We start from the raw sequence: 16803 nt of genomic DNA, 5'->3' as shown, positions 1-16803 counted from the left end.
TCAGGCGGAGGGTCGCCCCGGCGTCAGGTGGAGGGTTCGATGACGACGATCGGGATCTCGCGGTCCGTCTTGGCCTGGTACTCGTCGTACGCGGGCCAGTGCCCGACCATCACCGGCCAGAACGCGGCGCGCTCCTCCGGGGTCGCGGTGCGGGTCGCGGCCTGGAAGACCTTCGGGCCGACCTGGACGCGGACCTCGGGGTGTTCGGTGAGGTTCCGGTACCAGAGCGGGTGCGTCGCGTCGCCGCCCTTGGAGGCGACCACCAGGTAGCGGCCCCCGTCCTCGCCGTAGATGAGGGGCGTGCGGACGGGCTTGCCGGAGACCCGGCCGAGGGTGGTGAGCAGGAGGGTCTGGGTGCCGTTCCATTCCCGGCCCTCCTGCCCGTTCGAGCCCACGTACAACTTCACGTGGTCCAACTGCCAGGTGCCTTCCCGGGGGTCGGTCGGGTGGTCCCAGTCGATGTCCGTCGTCATGGGGCTTCGCCTGCCTTCGTGTGATCGGTCGATGAGCTCGACAACTGATCGGTCGACGAGCTCGACAACGACGGTCAACGCCTCCGGGCACGCCGGTTATGCCGGGTGCTCCGCAAGGACGCCCGGAAGGGTGAATCCGTCGAAGAGGTCGTCCAGGGCCCGCCGCGCGGCCCGGGCGGGGGTCGCCCGGAGGGCGAGGTCGCGGGCGGCCACCGCCAGCGGGTGGGTCAGGGCGGCGATCCGCCCGGCGCGCCGGGCGCGGACCCGGATGGCGTCGGTGCGCGCCAGGCGGGCCCGGGTGTACGCGGCGAGGGCCTCCGGCGCCGGCAGCGCGTCCAGCAGGTGGGCCAGGACGACCGCGTCCTCGACGGCCTGGCAACCTCCTTGGCCCAGGTTGGGGGTCATGGCGTGCGCGGCGTCGCCGACCCAGGCGATGCGGCCGTGGTGCAGGCGGGGGAGCGGGGCGGCCAGGTCGTACAGGTCGTGCTGGAGGACGGTCGCGGGGTCGAGGCGCTCCAGGAGGGCGGGGATCGGGTCGTGCCACGTCCCGTGGTGGCGGAGCAGCTCGACCCGGACGTCCTCGGGCCGGTATCCGGCGGGCACGACGGCCGTCGCGTACAGGTAGGTCCGGCCGTCGGCCAGCGGAACCGTTCCGAAGCGCCGGCCGCGCCCCCAGGTCTCGGCGGCCTCGGTGACGGCGCCGCCCGCCGGCAGCACGGCGCGCCAAGCGGTCTCCCCGCTGTAGTGCAGGCCGGGGTGGTCGGGGAAGTACCCGCGGCGCAGCGGGCTGTGGATGCCGTCGGCGGCGATCACCACGTCGGCGGGGAACTCCCCGCGGGGCGTGCGCACCACCGGCCGGTCCCCGTCGGCGCCGGTGACCTCGGTGACGGCGGCCCCGTGGCGCAGGGTGTCCGAGGGGAGGGCCGCGGTCAGGGCGGCGGCGAGGTCCGAGCGGTGCACGGCGAGCGGCGGACGGCCGTAGCGGACGGTCATGGCCTCGGTGTCGGCGCGGCTGAGCCAGGCGCCCGTCGGCCGGCGCAGCCCCATCCCGGCCGCCACCGCCCCGCCCCCGGCCCGGGTGGCGTCGAAGCCGACGGCGTCGAAGGCGCGCAGGGCGTTGGGGGCCAGGACGATGCCCGCCCCGACGGCGGAGGGTCCTTCGCCCCGTTCGCAGACGGTGACGTGCCAGCCCCGTCGGTGCAGGGCCAGGGCGGCGGTCAGGCCGCCGATCCCGCCACCGGCGATGACGGCCTGGCGTCGGCGTTCGGGCATGGCACGGCCTCCTGCTGTTCGAGATCCCCGTCCTCTACATCCGTAGAGGACATGCCGCCACTCTACAGATGTAGAGTGGCGGCATGTCCACCCCCGCCGCCCGGCCCCCCGCCCCCGACCGCCGGACCCTCATCGCGGACACCGCGATCGACCTGGTGGCAGCCGGTGGGCTGCGGGGCCTCACGCACCGCGCCGTCGACGGCGCGGCAGGACTCCCGGCGGGCAGCACCTCGTACTACTTCCGGACGCGGACGGCCCTCATCGGCGCCTGCTACGAACGGCTCGCCGAACTGGACCTCGGAGACCTCGACGGTGACGCGCCGCCCGGACCCCTCGATCGGGAAAGCGCCGCGCGAGCGCTCGGCGCGCTGCTCCACCGCTGGCTCACCGAAGGCCGCGCACGCCAACTGGCACGCTTCGAACTGAGCCTGGAAGCCGCCCGGAACCCGGAGTTGGAACCCGAACTCCACCGGGCCGGCCTGCGCGCGCGGGCCCGCGCGGCCGCCGTCCTCACGGCCCTCGGCGCCGCCCGGCCGCAGGAGTCCGCCGAACTCCTGGCGGCCTGGACGGACGGCCTGCTCTACGACCGCCTCGCCGGCTCCCTGGCCCGCTCCCGCCCCACCCCGGAACCGGCCGAACTCGCCTCCACCGTACGGCGCATGCTCGACGCGGTCCTCGCGCCGTGACCCGCCGGGACCCGACGGCGGACGGCCCGGGGCCCTAAGGTCTGTCGTCGAACTCCCGTCTGCCTCGCGGTGTCCGGCACGCACTCCCGCCGCACCGGGCGCAAGCCCGAGTACGTCCGGTACGCGGGCTTCCGCCCGGCACGCCGGGAGCACGCACCGGACACCGAGAGGCCGCCCTCCGGGCGACGACGGGACTTCGACGACAGGCCCTAGGATTCCGCCATGATCGCTGAACTGCAGTGCGTGGTCCTCGACTGCCCCGATCCGCGGCGACTCGCCGATTTCTACGCGGTGTTGCTGGGCGGCACCGTCAACCGGCCCGACCGGCGGTGGACGGTGGACGAGCGGTGGGCCACCCTCCACACCCCGACCGGGGCCGTCCTCGCCTTCCAACAGGCCCTCGATTACCGGGCACCGGCCTGGCCCGACCCCTCCCGCCCCCAACAACTCCACTGGGACTTCGCCGTCCCCGACCTCGCCCGGGCCGAGGAGCAGGTGCTCGCCGCCGGAGCGACCCTCCTCGACGCGAGCCACGACGCGGAGGGCTGGCGCGTCTACGCCGACCCGGCCGGACACCCCTTCTGCCTGATCGGCGACTGACGGGGCCGCACCCCCGCGAACCGTCGCCCCGTGGGCGACGGCGCGAGTTCGACGGCAATCCCTAGTCCGCCGACCGGGTCCACCCGACGGCCTCGATGCGGGCCGCGTCGGCGGGGCGGTCCTCGGCGAACAGCAGGCGCGCCGGTTCCGCGACGCGCAGGACGTCCACGTACACCCCCCGCCCGACGTAGCGTCCGGTCGCCGCGTGGCGGAACCGGAGCCGGACCTCCTGGCCCGGTCGGGCGGGCAGGGGGGCCTCCAACCGGTGCCACGAGCGCTCCGACCAGCCGCCCGCGGAGCCCGACGGCCACTGCTCGGGGGCGCCGCCCGTGGTCCGTACGGTGCTGAAGGGCAGCGGCTCCCAGGTCTCCCCGTCCGCGCAGACCTCCAGGTGGAACGCGCCCGCGCCGGGCACGGTGTCCCACCACACGGCGCAGCGCAGCCGGGCGCTCCCGGTGGTCGGGGTCAGCGCCGGCAGCGTCAGCGTGCCGGAGCCGCCGGTCTCCATGCCCGAGTACCAGGCGGGGCCGCCGTGCTTCGTGCGGACCGGAACGGCGCGGGCGAAGCGGTTGCCCACGGCGACCCGGGGCGCGCTGCCCGCCCGCCACGTCCGTACGGGGTGCACGGAATTGCCGAGCAGGATCAGGAAGGAGTCGGTGGACGGGTCGAGCACCAGGGAGGTGCCGGTGAAGCCCGTGTGCCCGGCGGAGTGCGGCGTGGCCATCGCGCCCATGTACCAGTGCTGGTACAGCTCGAAGCCGAGGCCGTGGTCGTCGCCGGGGAAGGCGGTGTTGTAGTCGGTGAAGAGCAGTTCGACGGAGGCGGGGCGCAGGATGCGCCGGCCCGCGTAGACCCCGCCGTCGAGCAGGGCCCGGGCGAGGACGGCCAGGTCCCAGGCGGTGCCGAACACCCCGGCGTGGCCGGCGACCCCGCCGAGCGCGTGGGCGTTCTCGTCGTGCACCTCGCCCCACACCAGCCCCCGGTCCAGCCCCGACCAGGGCGGGCGCTGCACCTCGGTCGCGGCGGTGACCCGGCGCCAGGAGAGCGGCGGGTTGTAGCGCGTGCGGTGCATCCCGAGCGGAGCGGTGATCTCGTCGTGGAGCAGGACGTCCAAAGTGCGGCCGGTGATCCGTTCCAGGAGCAGTTGGAGCGCGATCAGGTTGAGGTCGGAGTACCGGTACACCGTGCCCGGCGTCTCCTGGGGCCTCACCGACCACAGCAGCCGCAACCGCCCCTCACGAGTGGGTTCCTGGTAGAAGGGCGCCCACGAACGCAGCCCCGAGGTGTGCGTGAGGAGCTGCCGGACCGTGACCGCCTCCTTGCCGCCACCGGTGAACTCCGGCAGGTAGCGGTCCACGGTCGCCTCCAGGTCCAGGCGGCCCCGCTCCATCTGCTGCACGGCCAGGACGGAGGTGAACAACTTGCTCAGGGAGGCCAGGTCGAAGACGGTGTCCTCGGCCATCGCGATCCGTTCGGCGGCGGGGAACTCCTTGGGCCGGTCGGTCCGTCCGTCGTAGTCCGCGTACCGGACGGCCTCGCCCATGGCCCGGTGCAGCGCGATCGTACGACCCCGCCCGGCGAGGACCACCGCCCCGGCGTAGTAGGGGTGTTCGGGGGAGGGGCCGAGGAAGCGCCGGGCCTCGTCGGTGACGCCCTCCAGGTGCTTCTCCAGCAGCCCGGCCTGGCGGGCGGACCCGTAGCGCAGTCGCAGTCCCTGCAGGGCGCGCCGCTCGGCGGGGTTCCCCGCGGCCCCGGCGCCCGAGCCCGGCAGTGCCGCGTGCAGGACCAGCACCCCGCCGAGCGCCAGCAGCCGCGCCCCGAGCCGCCGTCGGCTCAGGCCGCCCCGTCCTCCGCCGTCACCGGGGTCGGTGGTCGGCTCGGTCGCGTACGTCCCCCGCACCTCAAGGGGGCCCGCCGCAGGGGTGGTCGGGGGCCCCGCGGGGCGTGGTACCCGGCCCGTACCGTCATCGCGATCCGCGTCCCGTGCAACCGTGCCACGAGACGTCCCGCCACCCGTCCCCGTACCACCCATGTCCGGCCTCCTGTTCCTGCCCGCGCACGCTACTGGGTATCTGCCCGCCCACCCCGCACCCTCCGCACCGACCGACCCGCAAAGAATCTGACACTGCATCAGAAAAGCTCTTCCCTCGGTCGCCGCCCTGCGGCATCCTCACGCCCATGGAGACGGAGCTGAGCAGGAAACTGGGAGTCGAGCACGCCATCTTCGGCTTCACGCCCTTCCCCGCGGTCGCCGCGGCCATCACCCGCGCGGGTGGCCTCGGCGTGCTCGGCGCGGTCCGCTACACCGCCGCCGACGACCTCAAGCGGGACCTCGACTGGATGCAGGCGCACACCGACGGCAAGCCCTACGGCCTCGACGTCGTCATGCCCGCCAAGAAGGCCGTCGACGGCATCTCCGAGGCCGACATCGAGGCGATGATCCCGGCGGGACACCGCGAGTTCGTCCGCGAGACCCTCGCCAAGCACCACGTGCCCGAACTGGCCGAGGGCGAGGCCTCCGGCTGGCGGATCACCGGCTGGATGGAACAGGTCGCCCGCAACCAGCTCGACGTCGCCTTCGACTACCCCATCAAACTCCTCGCGAACGCCCTCGGATCCCCGCCCGCCGACGTCATCGCGCGCGCACACGACCACGACGTCCTCGTCGCGGCCCTCGCCGGCAGCGCCAAGCACGCCCGCCGGCACGCCGAGGCGGGCATCGACATCGTCGTCGCGCAGGGCTACGAGGCAGGCGGCCACACCGGCGACATCGCCACCATGGTCCTGGTCCCCGAGATCGTCGAGGCCGTCGCCCCGCTGCCGGTCCTCGCCGCCGGCGGCATCGGCAGCGGCGAACAGATCGCCGCGGGGCTGGCCCTCGGCGCGCAGGGAGCCTGGCTGGGTTCCCTGTGGCTCACCACCACCGAGGCGGACCTGCACTCCCGGGCCCTCACCGAGAAGCTCCTCGCCGCCGGGTCCGGCGACACCGTCCGCTCACGCGCCCTCACCGGCAAGCCCGCCCGCCAGCTGCGCACCGAGTGGACCGACGCCTGGGACGACCCGGACGGCCCCGGGCCGCTGCCCATGCCGCTCCAGGGCCTGCTGGTCGCCGAGGCCGTCTCCCGGATCCAGAAGTACGAGGTCCAGCCGCTGCTCGGCACCCCCGTCGGGCAGATCGTCGGCCGGATGAACAGCGAACGCGGCGTGCAGGCCGTCTTCGACGAACTCACCGGCGGCTTCGAGCGCGCCATCGCCCGCATGAACCGGATCGCCGGCCGCCCCTGACCGCCCGGCAACCGGGCCGGTCACCCCCCCCGGCCCGGGCGCCGGGACGGGACAGGACCCACCCGAGTGAGCAGAGGAGCGAGCAGCAGCATGACCGACCAGCAGCACGGCCAGCCCCCCAACGGCTTCTGGGCCCAGGCAGCCGCCGATCCCGACCGCATCGTCCTCGTCGCCCCCGACGGCGAGGAGTGGAGCGCCGGCCGGCTGCACGCCGATGTCAACCGCCTCGTCCACGGGCTGCGCGCCGCCGGGCTGGAACGCGGGGACGTCTTCGCCGTCGTCCTGCCCAACGGCGTCGAGTTCCTCACCGCCTACCTCGCCGCCTCCCAGGCCGGCTTCTACCTCGTCCCGGTCAACCACCACCTCGTCGGCCCGGAAATCGCCTGGATCGTCTCCGACTCCGGGGCGAAGGTCCTGATCGCCCACGAGAGGTTCGCCGACGAGGCCCGCGCGGCCGCCGACGAGGCCGGGCTGCCCGCGGAACGCCGCTACGGCGTCGGAGACGTCACCGGCTTCCGCGCGTACGGCGAACTCCTCGACGGACGGCCCGCCTCGGCGCCGGACGCCCGCACCCTCGGCTGGGTGATGAACTACACCTCCGGCACCACCGGCCGCCCGCGCGGCATCCGCCGGCCACTGCCCGGCAAGCTCCCGGAGGAGACGTACCTCGGCGGGTTCCTCGGCATCTTCGGGATCCGTCCCTTCGGCGACAACGTCCACCTCGTCTGCTCGCCGCTCTACCACACCGCCGTCCTCCAGTTCGCGGGCGCTTCCCTGCACATCGGTCACCCGCTCGTACTGATGGACAAGTGGACGCCGGCGGAGATGCTGCGCCTGATCGACGCGCACGCCTGCACGCACACCCACATGGTCCCCACCCAGTTCCACCGCCTCCTCGCCCTCCCGCAGGAGACGAGGGACGCCTACGACGTCTCCTCGATGCGGCACGCCATCCACGGCGCCGCCCCCTGCCCCGACCACGTCAAACGGGCGATGATCGAGTGGTGGGGCCACTGCGTGGAGGAGTACTACGCGGCGAGCGAGGGCGGAGGCGCCTTCGCGACGGCCGAGGACTGGCTCAAGCGGCCCGGCACCGTCGGCAAGGCCTGGCCCATCAGCGAACTCGCGGTCTTCGACGACGACGGCAACCGGCTGCCTCCCGGTGAACTGGGCACCGTCTACATCAAGATGAACACGGGCGGCTTCAGCTACCACAAGGACGAGGGCAAGACGAGGAAGAACCGCATCGGGGACTTCTTCACCGTCGGGGACCTCGGTGTGCTCGACGAGGAGGGCTACCTCTTCCTCCGCGACCGCAAGATCGACATGATCATTTCGGGCGGTGTGAACATCTACCCCGCCGAGATCGAGTCCGCGCTCCTCACCCACCCGGCCGTCGCGGACGCCGCCGCCTTCGGCATCCCCCACGACGCCTGGGGCGAGGAGGTCAAGGCGGTCATCGAGCCCGCCGAGGGGTTCGTGGCGGGCGACGCGCTGGCCGCCGAGATCCTGCACCACTGCGAGCGGCGGCTGGCGGGCTACAAGCGCCCCAAGTCCGTCGACTTCATCGACGTGATGCCCCGCGACCCCAACGGCAAGCTGTACAAGCGCCGACTGCGCGATCCCTACTGGGAGGGCCGCGACCGGGCCCTGTGACGGACCGGGCCGGGACGCCGCCCCGGCAGGCACTTCGGCGCCTCGCCGCCCGGGCCGACTCAGACGCCCACGGCCCCGTCGATCCGCTCCCGGAGCAGATCGGCGTGGCCGTTGTGCCGGGCGTACTCCTCCACCATGTGGATCAACACCCAGCGCAGCGACACCGTCCCCCGCCATCCGTCGTACTCCTCGACGTCCAGGTGGGGGGCCTCCTCGGTGAACCGGTCGGCGAAGGCCACCTCCTCGCGCCAGGCCGCCCACGCCTCCTCCACGGCCCCGGGCCCCTCCCGCGCGCCGTCGAAGTCCCCGTCGGGATCCGTCACCGAGGAGAAGTGCGGCGCCGCGTCCCCACCGGCGAGCACCTGCCGGAACCAGCGGCGCTCCACATCGGCGAGGTGACGCACCGGACCGAGCAGCGACAGCGTCGACGGTTCCACGGAACGCCGGGACGGCTCCGCCACCCCGGAGCACTTCAGCTCCAGGGTCGCGCGCTGCGCGGCGAGGACGCCGACGAGCACCGGCCGCTCCGCCCCCGTCGCGGGCGTGGCGAACCTCGGATCGTCCTCGGCACCGGTGAACAACCCCGCTCTCCTGCGCACGCTCCCCATCCCCGGATCATGGACCGCACGGCGCCCGCACGGAACCCCCGCGCGCCCCTCGGTGCCCGCCACGCCCAAACATTTCGTGAGAAGTGCCACGTAGGGCCCCTTGATCCGCGCCGCGCACCGCACCGGGGGATCAGTTCTGGCAACTTGGCACATATGAGTACGGCTACCCACAGATCCCCCCTGACCGACTGGACCGTCGTGGTCCCCGTGGTGGCGCTGGTCGCGCTCGTCTTCAGCTGGGGACGTGACCTGCCCGGACTCGCGGTTCTCCTCGTGTCCCTCTGCCTGGCGGGCGCGGTCCTGGCGGCCGTCCACCACGCCGAGGTCGTGGCCCACCGCGTCGGCGAACCCTTCGGCTCCCTGGTCCTCGCCGTCGCCGTCACCGTCATCGAAGTGGCGCTCATCGTCACCCTGATGGCCGACGGCGGCCCGAAGACCTCCTCCCTCGCCCGGGACACCGTCTTCGCCGCGGTCATGATCACCTGCAACGGCATCGTCGGCCTGTCCCTGCTCGTCGGAGCCCTGCGCAACCGGGTCGCCGTGTTCCACGCAGAGGGCTCCGGGGCCGCCCTGGCTACCGTCGCGACGCTCGCCACGCTCAGCCTCGTCCTGCCGACCTTCACCACCAGCAAGCCCGGCCCCGAGTTCTCCACCGCCCAACTGACCTTCGCCGCCGTCGCCTCGCTCGCCCTCTACGGACTGTTCATCGCCGTCCAGACGGTCCGTCACCGGGACTACTTCCTGCCCGTGGACACCCACCGCATCCGCAAGGAGGCCGCCCGGGCCGCCGCGGCGGCCGCCGCCGGCGAGGAGGACGAGCACGCCGATCCGCCCACCTCCAAGGCCGCCCTGATCAGCCTCGGTCTGCTGCTCGTCGCGCTCATCGCCGTCGTCGGCGACGCCAAGGCAGTGTCCCCGACCATCGAGAAGGGCGTCGCCGACGCGGGCCTGCCCAACGCCGTCGTCGGTGTGATCATCGCCCTGCTCGTGTTGGCGCCCGAGACCCTGGCGGCCGTCCGCGCCGCCCGCCGCGATCGGATGCAGACCAGCCTCAACCTCGCCTACGGCTCGGCCATCGCCAGCATCGGCCTGACCATCCCGGCCATCGCCCTCGCATCGGTCTGGCTCTCCGGACCGCTGATGCTCGGCCTCGGCCCCATCCACATGGTGCTGCTGGTCCTCACCGTGGTCGTCAGCGCCCTCACGATCGTCCCGGGCCGCGCCACCCTGCTCCAGGGCGGCGTGCACCTCGTCCTGCTGGCCGCCTACCTGTTCCTGGCCGTCAGTCCGTAGGCGACCCGTTCCGTACGCGCCCCCGGTGGGACCGGACCACCGGCCCCACCGGCCCCACCGGGCGGACCGCGCCGGCGGTCAGCGTCGCTCGCGCGGCCACACCACCTTCAGCTTCGGCGAGCTCAGGATGTCCCGCTCGCAGAACCGTGAGGTCACCCAACGTTCCTGGGAGAACAGTCGGGTCTGGTCGGCGAAGAACGGCGAGTTCGGGTTCGCCGACTGGCCGTACGTCAGCAGGGTCCGCGCCACCGGGCAGCGGCTGCCGTCCCAGCCGACCGCCTGCATGTGGCTGGAGCCGTGCAGGACCTCCGGGTACCCGCCGGCCGCCGCGTTCCAGGGCGCCTCGATCTTGTTCCAGACACCGAGCGCCTCCGAGCCGCCGCCCACCGGCAGTTTCCGTCCGCCGCGCACCACGAACTGGTGCGCGCCGAGCGGGGCGTCCAGCGCGATCCCGGCCGCCCGCAGTTCGGTGACCGTGTCCGCGAGGGCCCGGCCGACGCCGGGAGCCGCCCGGTTGAGCGTACGGGGCGTGCGGACGGGGTCGGCCGCCGAGAACGGCACCAGCCACAGGTCCTTCGCCGCCGTGCCCGCGGTCAGCTTCCGCCAGAACCGGTCGAAGAGCAGGGCGCCGCGGCTCGTGGAGTCGACCGTCCGGTCCCACGACGCCAGCACCCCGCAGGCCGCCGAAACGTCCACCGGTACCCCGTCGCTGCCGGCCGCCGCACCGCCGGGCAGGGCCGCGCAGGCCGTCGCCGCGTCGGCGGCCGCCAGGTCACCGGCCGGGACCCGGTTCGCGTACTGCTGCCGCTCCAGGTCACCGACCGTCAGCCGGCCCCGCGCGGCCATCGCCGACACGTCCTCGACCGCGCCCCGCGTGCGCAGCGAACGCGGCGTGCCGATGTTGCCCCACACCCGCTCGTAGCCGGTCAGCGGGCGGTCCGCGTTGGCCAGCCAGGCGCTGTCGTTGGAGTTCTCCGCGTACGGGGCTCCCCGCAGCGTCGGCGCCCTGCCGGGGCCGAACACCCCGGGCTGCACCGCGTCCGGGTCGTTGCCGAGGGCGCAGTCACCGCGCGAACCGTCCAGCACCGCCAGCCCCGATGCGGGGTAGGTGGCCCGGCCGAGTGGGGTCGAGCAGCGCGCGGCGAGCTCATCGGTGATCCTCGGCAGCACCTGGGACTGGGTGAACAGGGTGTCGCCGCCCGCGTCGGCGGCGACCGTGTTGACCCAGGGCAGGCCCTGGGTGCGCTTCAGGGCGTCCTGGATCCCGGCGACCGAGCCGGCCCTGCCCATGGCCAGCGCGGTGTCGGAGCCGCGCAGGTTCGCCGCGTTGGGGTCCGCCAGCGCGTAGGCCGTCGTGGCCGTCCAGGGCAGCGGCAGGGACGGCCCCAGGTCGGAGACGACCGGCCCGTAGCGGGTCCACCACTGGCTGCGGACGACCGGCGTCCCACCTCCCGCCACCGGCACGACGACCTTGCGCTCCGTCATCCGCTCCGGCCTGCCGTCGACGAGGTAGGCCGTCGGGTCGGCCGGGTCCAGGGCGAGCTGGTGCAGGTTCAGGGGAGTGCCGGTGGCCACGGTGTGGCTCCAGGCGACCTTCTCGTTGAAGCCGATGTTCACCACGGCCGTACCGAGCAGGGAGCCGCCCGAGACGTTCAACTCGCCCGGAATGGTCTGCTGGGACTGCCAGAAGCGGCGTCCGCCCTGCCACGGGTAGTGCGGATTGCCCAGGAGCAGGCCCCGGCCGTTCGCCGTGGTCGGTCCGGCGAAGGCCACCGCGTTGGAGCCCATGTCGTAGCGGGTGGTGTCGAACAGCTCCCGCGCGGCCTCGGCGGCCGACCCCGGATCGGGCGCCGGGGGAGGTGTCGGTCCGGCCGGGGCGGGGGGCCGCGCCGACACGATGCCGTCGACGCCGCGTCCCTGACCGCCCAGTACCGACACCGCGAAGCCGCGGGCGGCCACGTCGGTGACGGTGACGGGCCGAACCCAGGCGGCCCCCTTGCACGCCGGGTCCGTGATCCTGTTCTGGGCGAGCCAGGCGTTGTACCCGGCGGCCCATCCCCGCATCAGTTCGCGCACGTCCTTGCCCGGACCGGCCGGCGCGGGCGTGGCCAGCAGCTTCTCGACGGTCCCGGCCTCCCGCACGCCCGTGAAGTACAGGTCGCTGGAGAGGTTCTTCGTGGCCGACGACAGGGAGCCGTCGGGCGCCGCGTCCGGGCCGAACCAGCGCGAGCGTTCCCCGGCGACCGTCAGGAAGCCGTCGGCGAGCACACAGACCTGATCGGCGGCCTGTGCCCAGCCGGTGCCGAAACCGAGGTGCGCGTAGTCGCGCGCCAGGATGTGCGGGATGCCGTTCTCGGTGTAGCGGATGACGGCGGACAGGCCCCCGCCCGAGGGCGCGGCCCCGCCGTCGGGACCGGCGCCGGCGGCTCCGGCCCGGGGCATCGCCGCCGTCACCGCGAGCAACGCCGCCCCGGTGACGGCGACACGGCGCAGGAGCGGGCGGGTACGGCGGTGACCGTGCGACAAGCGCGTGACCGAGCGCTGGACCGAGCTCAAATCTGACCCCCAAATGGCCTGCGGGAGGCCGCACTTGCCCCTGGTGCAGGCCGAGCCCCCGTGTCCCCACACTCACGCAGGTCGGCCGACGGTCTGTCAACATGCCGTTAGGTATCCCGGGGCGCGGCGCTGTTGACCGCACGCGCGCGCCGGGGTGAGGATCACGCCATGACGGCAGTGCGGGACAACACGGTCGACGGGCTCCTCGCCGACAGCGCGCGGCGGGTACCCGACCGCGTCGCCCTCCGGTACCGGGAGCGGAGCTGGACGTACGCGGAACTCGACGCGGCCGTCACCACCGGCGCCGCCGTGCTGCGGGTCCGTCACGGGCTGGCGGACGGCGACCGGGTCGCGACCTTCGCCCACAACAGCGACGCCTACCTGATCGCCTTCCTCGCCTGCGCCCGGGCAGGCCTGGTCCACGTGCCGGTCAACCAGAACCTCGGCGGCGAGGACCTCGCGCACATCCTGGACAACTGCACCGCCTCCCTGGTCCTCGCCGATCCGGACCTGGCGGGCCGGATCCCCGACGGGACGCCCGTGCGGCCGCTGCGCGACGGGCCGGGCTCCTTCCTCGCCGCACTCGGCGACGCGTCGCCGTCCGAGGCGTCGTCGTCCGGCGCGTGGTCGTCCGACGCGTCGCCGGTCGAGCCGGAACGGGATCCGTCCCGGCTGGTCCAGTTGCTGTACACCTCGGGGACCACGGCCCTGCCCAAGGGCGCGATGATGACGCACCGGGCCCTGGCGCACGAGTACGAGAGCGCCATCGAGGCCCTGGACCTGACCGAGGACGACCACCCCGTCCACTCGCTTCCGCTCTACCACTCGGCGCAGACGCACGTCTTCCTGCTCCCCTACCTCGCGGTGGGCGCCCGCAACACCATCCTCGACGCGCCCGCCGCCGAAGCGGTCTTCGACCTCGTGGAGGCGGGCCGCGCGGACAGCCTCTTCGCGCCGCCGACGGTGTGGATCACCCTGGCCGGCCATCCGCAGTTCGCGGAACGGGAGCTCGGCGCGCTGCGCAAGGCCTACTACGGGGCGTCGATCATGCCGGTGCCCGTGCTGGAGCGACTGCGCGAGCGGCTGCCGGGGCTCGGCTTCTACAACTGCTTCGGGCAGAGCGAGATCGGCCCGCTCGCCACGGTGCTGCGGCCGGAGGAACACGAGGGGCGGATGGACTCGTGCGGCCGGCCGGTGCGCCACGTGCGGGCCAAGGTCGTGGACGAGGACGGCGCGGACGTCCCGGACGGCACGCCCGGCGAGGTGGTCTACCGGTCCCCACAGCTGTGCCTCGGCTACTGGAACGACCCGGTGGCCTCCGAGGAGGCCTTCCGCGACGGCTGGTTCCGCTCCGGCGACCTCGCCGTGCGCGACGCCGACGGGTACTTCACCGTCGTCGACCGGGTGAAGGACGTCATCAACTCGGGCGGCGTCCTGGTCGCCTCCCGCCAGGTCGAGGACGCGTTGTACACCCATCCCGGGGTGGCGGAGGCGGCGGTGATCGGACTCCCCGACGAGAAGTGGATCGAGGCCGTCACGGCGGTGGTGGTGCCGCGCGGGGAGGTGACCGAGGCCGAGCTGATGGTCCACGCCCGGAAGCGGCTGCCCCACTTCAAGGCGCCGAAGCGGGTGGTGTTCGTCGAGGCCCTGCCCCGCAACGCCAGCGGCAAGATCCTCAAGCGCGAACTCCGCGACCGCCTCGCGCCGCCCACGGTCTGACGGTCTGACGGTCTGACGTTCTGCCGCGACGGGCCGGGCCTTGGCCGGTCGTGGCGGGCCGTGGTTGCCGTGCGATGCGAGTACGGCCGCCGCTCAGGCGCTCGGCTGCCCGCTGCCGCGACGATCGGTGTCCCGCCACATCCTCGGGACCGGGCAAACCTGGGACCGGGCGACCGGGCGACCGGGGGACCGGGGGACCGGCTTGAGTTTCCGGCCGATCGTGTCCTTCGGCCGACGGCCACCGCCGTGGCCGTGGTGATCCCCGGCGGAGGCCGGCCCGGCCCAACGGCCCGGCGCAAGCGGGCTCGTCCGGGCCGGAACCTGCCCGGGCCCTGACGCGCGGCCCCGCGCGGGCATCGCGAGACGATCAGTCCGCGGGTCCTTCGGGATCCGGTGCTCCGTGACCGGGGGCGAGGACGCCACCACGGCGTAGGCGGCGCAGGGTGAGGGACTCGTGGACGAGGCGGCCGACGAGGGCTCCGCCGTAGACGACGAAACCGACGCCGACCAGCCAGGACTGGACGACGAGCAGCGTCCCGAACGGCCCGTACGTGACGGCGTTGGAGGCGATCAGCGGCGAGAACACCAGCTGCGAGAAGACCCGCAGGCCGAGCAGACCGAGGCTGGTGGCCACCGCTCCCGGCAGCAGGGCCCGCCAGCGGACCCGGCCGCCCAGCAGGAGCCGGCCCGAGGTCCAGAAGAAGAGGCACGTGCCGACCACGTCGCCGACGGTGCCGAGGATCGCGCCGATGGCGTCGTCGGAGGGGGCCGGGATGCCCACGAGCAGGGCGAGGTAGCAGACGAGCAGGGCCAACCAGACGACGTGGCGCCACATGGTGTGCCAGCGGGCGGTCGGTACGTCCCAGACCTTTTCGTACCCGGTCTGCACGGCGGAGCCGAAGGTCAGGCCGAACACCGCGAGGGCGGCCAGACCGAAGGCGGTGGTCCGTTCCAGGGCCAGGTCGGCCGCGCCGAACAGCGCCTCCACGCGGGCCCGGGAGGGCGCGGACACCCCCAGAGCCTGCCCCAGCCAGCGGCCGAAGCCCGAGCCGCTGCCGGGCGCCGCGGCCGCCACGACCACCAGCAGCGGCACCAGGGTCAGGAAGCCGAGCGCCGCGAAGCCCATGGCGCGGTGCATCAGCTCGATCTCCCGGCCCCGGCTCCAGGCCAGCCCGGCGGGGGAGCCCTGGAGCCGGTCGTACAGCCGCCGGAGGATCGAGGTCACGCCTCATGCACTACCCGGGCCGGGCGGCCCGCTCCCGGGAGCGGCACCGAAGTGAGCCCGAAGGGGTGGTTTCGCATGCCGTCAGCGCGGCGCGGCCTCCTCTCCCGGGCCGGCCTCGCGCAGGTCCTTCAGTCTCTTGATCTTGCCGACCGAGCGCTCCAGGGTTTCCGGATCCACCACCTCGACGGCGACCGACACCCCCACGGACTCCTTCACGGCCCGGACCACCTCGGCCGCCGCCGCTTCGCGCTGCCCGACCCCGGCCTCCCGGCGGGCCTCCACCCGTACGGTCAGGGCGTCCATCCGGCCGTCCCGGGTCAGCCGGAGTTGGAAGTGCGGGGCCAGGGCGGGGGAGCGCAGCAGGATCTCCTCGATCTGGGTCGGGTAGAGGTTCACCCCCCGAAGGATGATCATGTCGTCGCTGCGGCCGGTGACCTTCTCCATCCGCCGGAAGGCCGGGCGGGCCGTTCCGGGCAGCAGCCGTGTCAGGTCCCGGGTGCGGTAGCGGATGACCGGCATGGCCTCCTTGGTCAGGGAGGTGAACACCAGCTCCCCGGTTTCGCCGTCGGGCAGCACCGCCCCGGTGAGGGGGTCCACGACCTCCGGGTAGAAGTGGTCCTCCCAGATGTGCAGGCCGTCCTTGTGGGAGGCGAACTCCTGCGCCACACCCGGCCCGATCACCTCCGAGAGCCCGTAGATGTCCACCGCGTCGATGCCGAGCCGGTCCTCGATCTCCCGGCGCATCTCCTCGGTCCACGGCTCGGCGCCGAACACGCCCGTCCGAAGGGAAGTGGAGCGCGGGTCGATGCCCTGGCGTTCCATCTCGTCCAGCAGGGTGAGCATGTAGGAGGGGGTCACCATGATCACCTCCGGGCGGAAATCCTGTATGAGCTGCACCTGGCGGTCCGTCATGCCGCCGGAGGCCGGGACGACCGTGCAACCGAGGCGTTCCGCGCCGTAGTGGGCGCCGAGGCCGCCCGTGAAGAGTCCGTACCCGTAGGCGACGTGGACGATCTGGCCGGCCCGGGCCCCTGCCGCGCGCAGGGAGCGGGCGACGACATCGGCCCAGGTGGCCAGGTCCCCGTCGGTGTAGCCGACCACAGTGGGGCGGCCGGTGGTGCCGCTGGAGGCATGGATGCGGCGGACTTCGGAGCGGGGCACGGCGAACATCCCGAACGGGTACTGCCCGCGCAGGTCGGCCTTGGTGGTCAGCGGGAAGAGGGCGAGGTCCGCGAGGGAGCGGCAGTCGTCGGGATGCACGCCCGCCTTCTCGAAGGCCTTGCGGTGGAAGGGCACCCGCTCGTACGCGCGGTGCAGGGTCGCCCGCAACCGCTTCAGTTGGAGCGCCGCCAGCTCGTCGGCGCCGAGCCGCTCGCCTTCGTCGTGGAGATCCGCGTACGCCGTCATGCCGTCACCTCACCGAGAGCCAA

General features: G+C 73.7%; 13 protein-coding genes. 6 read left to right on the top strand and 7 right to left on the bottom strand.

Annotated features, from left to right (window positions below; genetic code table 11):
• Window positions 1–23: 23 nt before the first annotated feature.
• Window positions 24–473, bottom strand: coding sequence for a nitroreductase family deazaflavin-dependent oxidoreductase (locus ACZ58N_RS02035; protein ID WP_471154439.1), 450 nt, complete (start codon window positions 471–473; stop codon window positions 24–26).
• Window positions 474–569: 96 nt separating this feature from the next.
• On the bottom strand, window positions 570–1745 hold the full coding sequence (locus tag ACZ58N_RS02030) for an FAD-dependent monooxygenase (RefSeq protein ID WP_471154436.1): 1176 nt from the start codon (window positions 1743–1745) through the stop codon (window positions 570–572).
• Window positions 1746–1828: 83 nt separating this feature from the next.
• On the opposite strand from ACZ58N_RS02030, the gene ACZ58N_RS02025 reads away from it, so the two are divergent.
• Together ACZ58N_RS02025 and ACZ58N_RS02020 are read left to right on the top strand one after the other, a co-directional pair.
• Window positions 1829–2431 carry a TetR/AcrR family transcriptional regulator gene (locus ACZ58N_RS02025; RefSeq protein WP_471154434.1) on the top strand — a complete coding sequence of 201 codons (603 nt, stop codon included), beginning with the start codon at window positions 1829–1831 and terminating at the stop codon, window positions 2429–2431.
• 222 nt (window positions 2432–2653) lie between these two features.
• Window positions 2654–3031 carry a VOC family protein gene (locus tag ACZ58N_RS02020; protein ID WP_471154432.1) on the top strand — a complete coding sequence of 126 codons (378 nt, stop codon included), beginning with the start codon at window positions 2654–2656 and terminating at the stop codon, window positions 3029–3031.
• Window positions 3032–3092: 61 nt separating this feature from the next.
• On the opposite strand, the gene ACZ58N_RS02015 is transcribed toward ACZ58N_RS02020, so the two are convergent.
• On the bottom strand, window positions 3093–5063 hold the full coding sequence (locus ACZ58N_RS02015; RefSeq protein ID WP_471154429.1) for a serine hydrolase domain-containing protein: 1971 nt from the start codon (window positions 5061–5063) through the stop codon (window positions 3093–3095).
• Between the two features lie 146 nt (window positions 5064–5209).
• Between ACZ58N_RS02015 and ACZ58N_RS02010 the strand changes: the two genes are divergently transcribed.
• Window positions 5210–6316 (top strand): nitronate monooxygenase, encoded by a 1107-nt coding sequence (locus tag ACZ58N_RS02010; protein WP_471154428.1) that lies wholly within the window; start codon window positions 5210–5212, stop codon window positions 6314–6316.
• Window positions 6317–6406: 90 nt separating this feature from the next.
• On the top strand, window positions 6407–7972 hold the full coding sequence (locus ACZ58N_RS02005; RefSeq protein ID WP_471154425.1) for an acyl-CoA synthetase: 1566 nt from the start codon (window positions 6407–6409) through the stop codon (window positions 7970–7972).
• A 59-nt stretch (window positions 7973–8031) separates the two neighbouring features.
• On the opposite strand, the gene ACZ58N_RS02000 is transcribed toward ACZ58N_RS02005, so the two are convergent.
• Window positions 8032–8580 carry a DinB family protein gene (locus ACZ58N_RS02000; RefSeq protein WP_471154424.1) on the bottom strand — a complete coding sequence of 183 codons (549 nt, stop codon included), beginning with the start codon at window positions 8578–8580 and terminating at the stop codon, window positions 8032–8034.
• Window positions 8581–8733: 153 nt separating this feature from the next.
• On the opposite strand from ACZ58N_RS02000, the gene ACZ58N_RS01995 reads away from it, so the two are divergent.
• Window positions 8734–9873 (top strand): calcium:cation antiporter, encoded by a 1140-nt coding sequence (locus ACZ58N_RS01995; RefSeq protein WP_471154421.1) that lies wholly within the window; start codon window positions 8734–8736, stop codon window positions 9871–9873.
• A gap of 78 nt (window positions 9874–9951) precedes the next feature.
• Here the strand turns inward: ACZ58N_RS01995 and ACZ58N_RS01990 are convergent, their stop codons facing one another.
• Complete coding sequence (locus ACZ58N_RS01990) at window positions 9952–12399, bottom strand: penicillin acylase family protein (protein ID WP_471154418.1); 2448 nt, start codon at window positions 12397–12399, stop codon at window positions 9952–9954.
• Window positions 12400–12597: 198 nt separating this feature from the next.
• Here ACZ58N_RS01990 and ACZ58N_RS01985 point away from each other — a divergent pair, with 198 nt between their 5' ends.
• Window positions 12598–14148, top strand: a complete 1551-nt coding sequence (locus ACZ58N_RS01985) for a fatty acyl-CoA synthetase (protein WP_471154416.1) — start codon at window positions 12598–12600, stop codon at window positions 14146–14148.
• Window positions 14149–14515: 367 nt separating this feature from the next.
• Here ACZ58N_RS01985 and ACZ58N_RS01980 read toward each other — a convergent pair whose 3' ends face one another.
• Together ACZ58N_RS01980 and paaK are read right to left on the bottom strand one after the other, a co-directional pair.
• A complete protein-coding gene (locus tag ACZ58N_RS01980; RefSeq protein ID WP_471154413.1) occupies window positions 14516–15373 on the bottom strand; it encodes a YhjD/YihY/BrkB family envelope integrity protein in 858 nt (285 codons plus the stop codon).
• An 81-nt stretch (window positions 15374–15454) separates the two neighbouring features.
• Window positions 15455–16780 (bottom strand): phenylacetate--CoA ligase PaaK, encoded by a 1326-nt coding sequence (gene paaK, locus ACZ58N_RS01975; protein WP_471154411.1) that lies wholly within the window; start codon window positions 16778–16780, stop codon window positions 15455–15457.
• Window positions 16781–16803: the final 23 nt, after the last annotated feature.

This window comes from Streptomyces sp. NPDC040432, from assembly GCF_055595445.1.
Note: the sequence above shows the minus strand (reverse complement) of the source record. Positions and strands in the feature narration are given on the sequence as shown.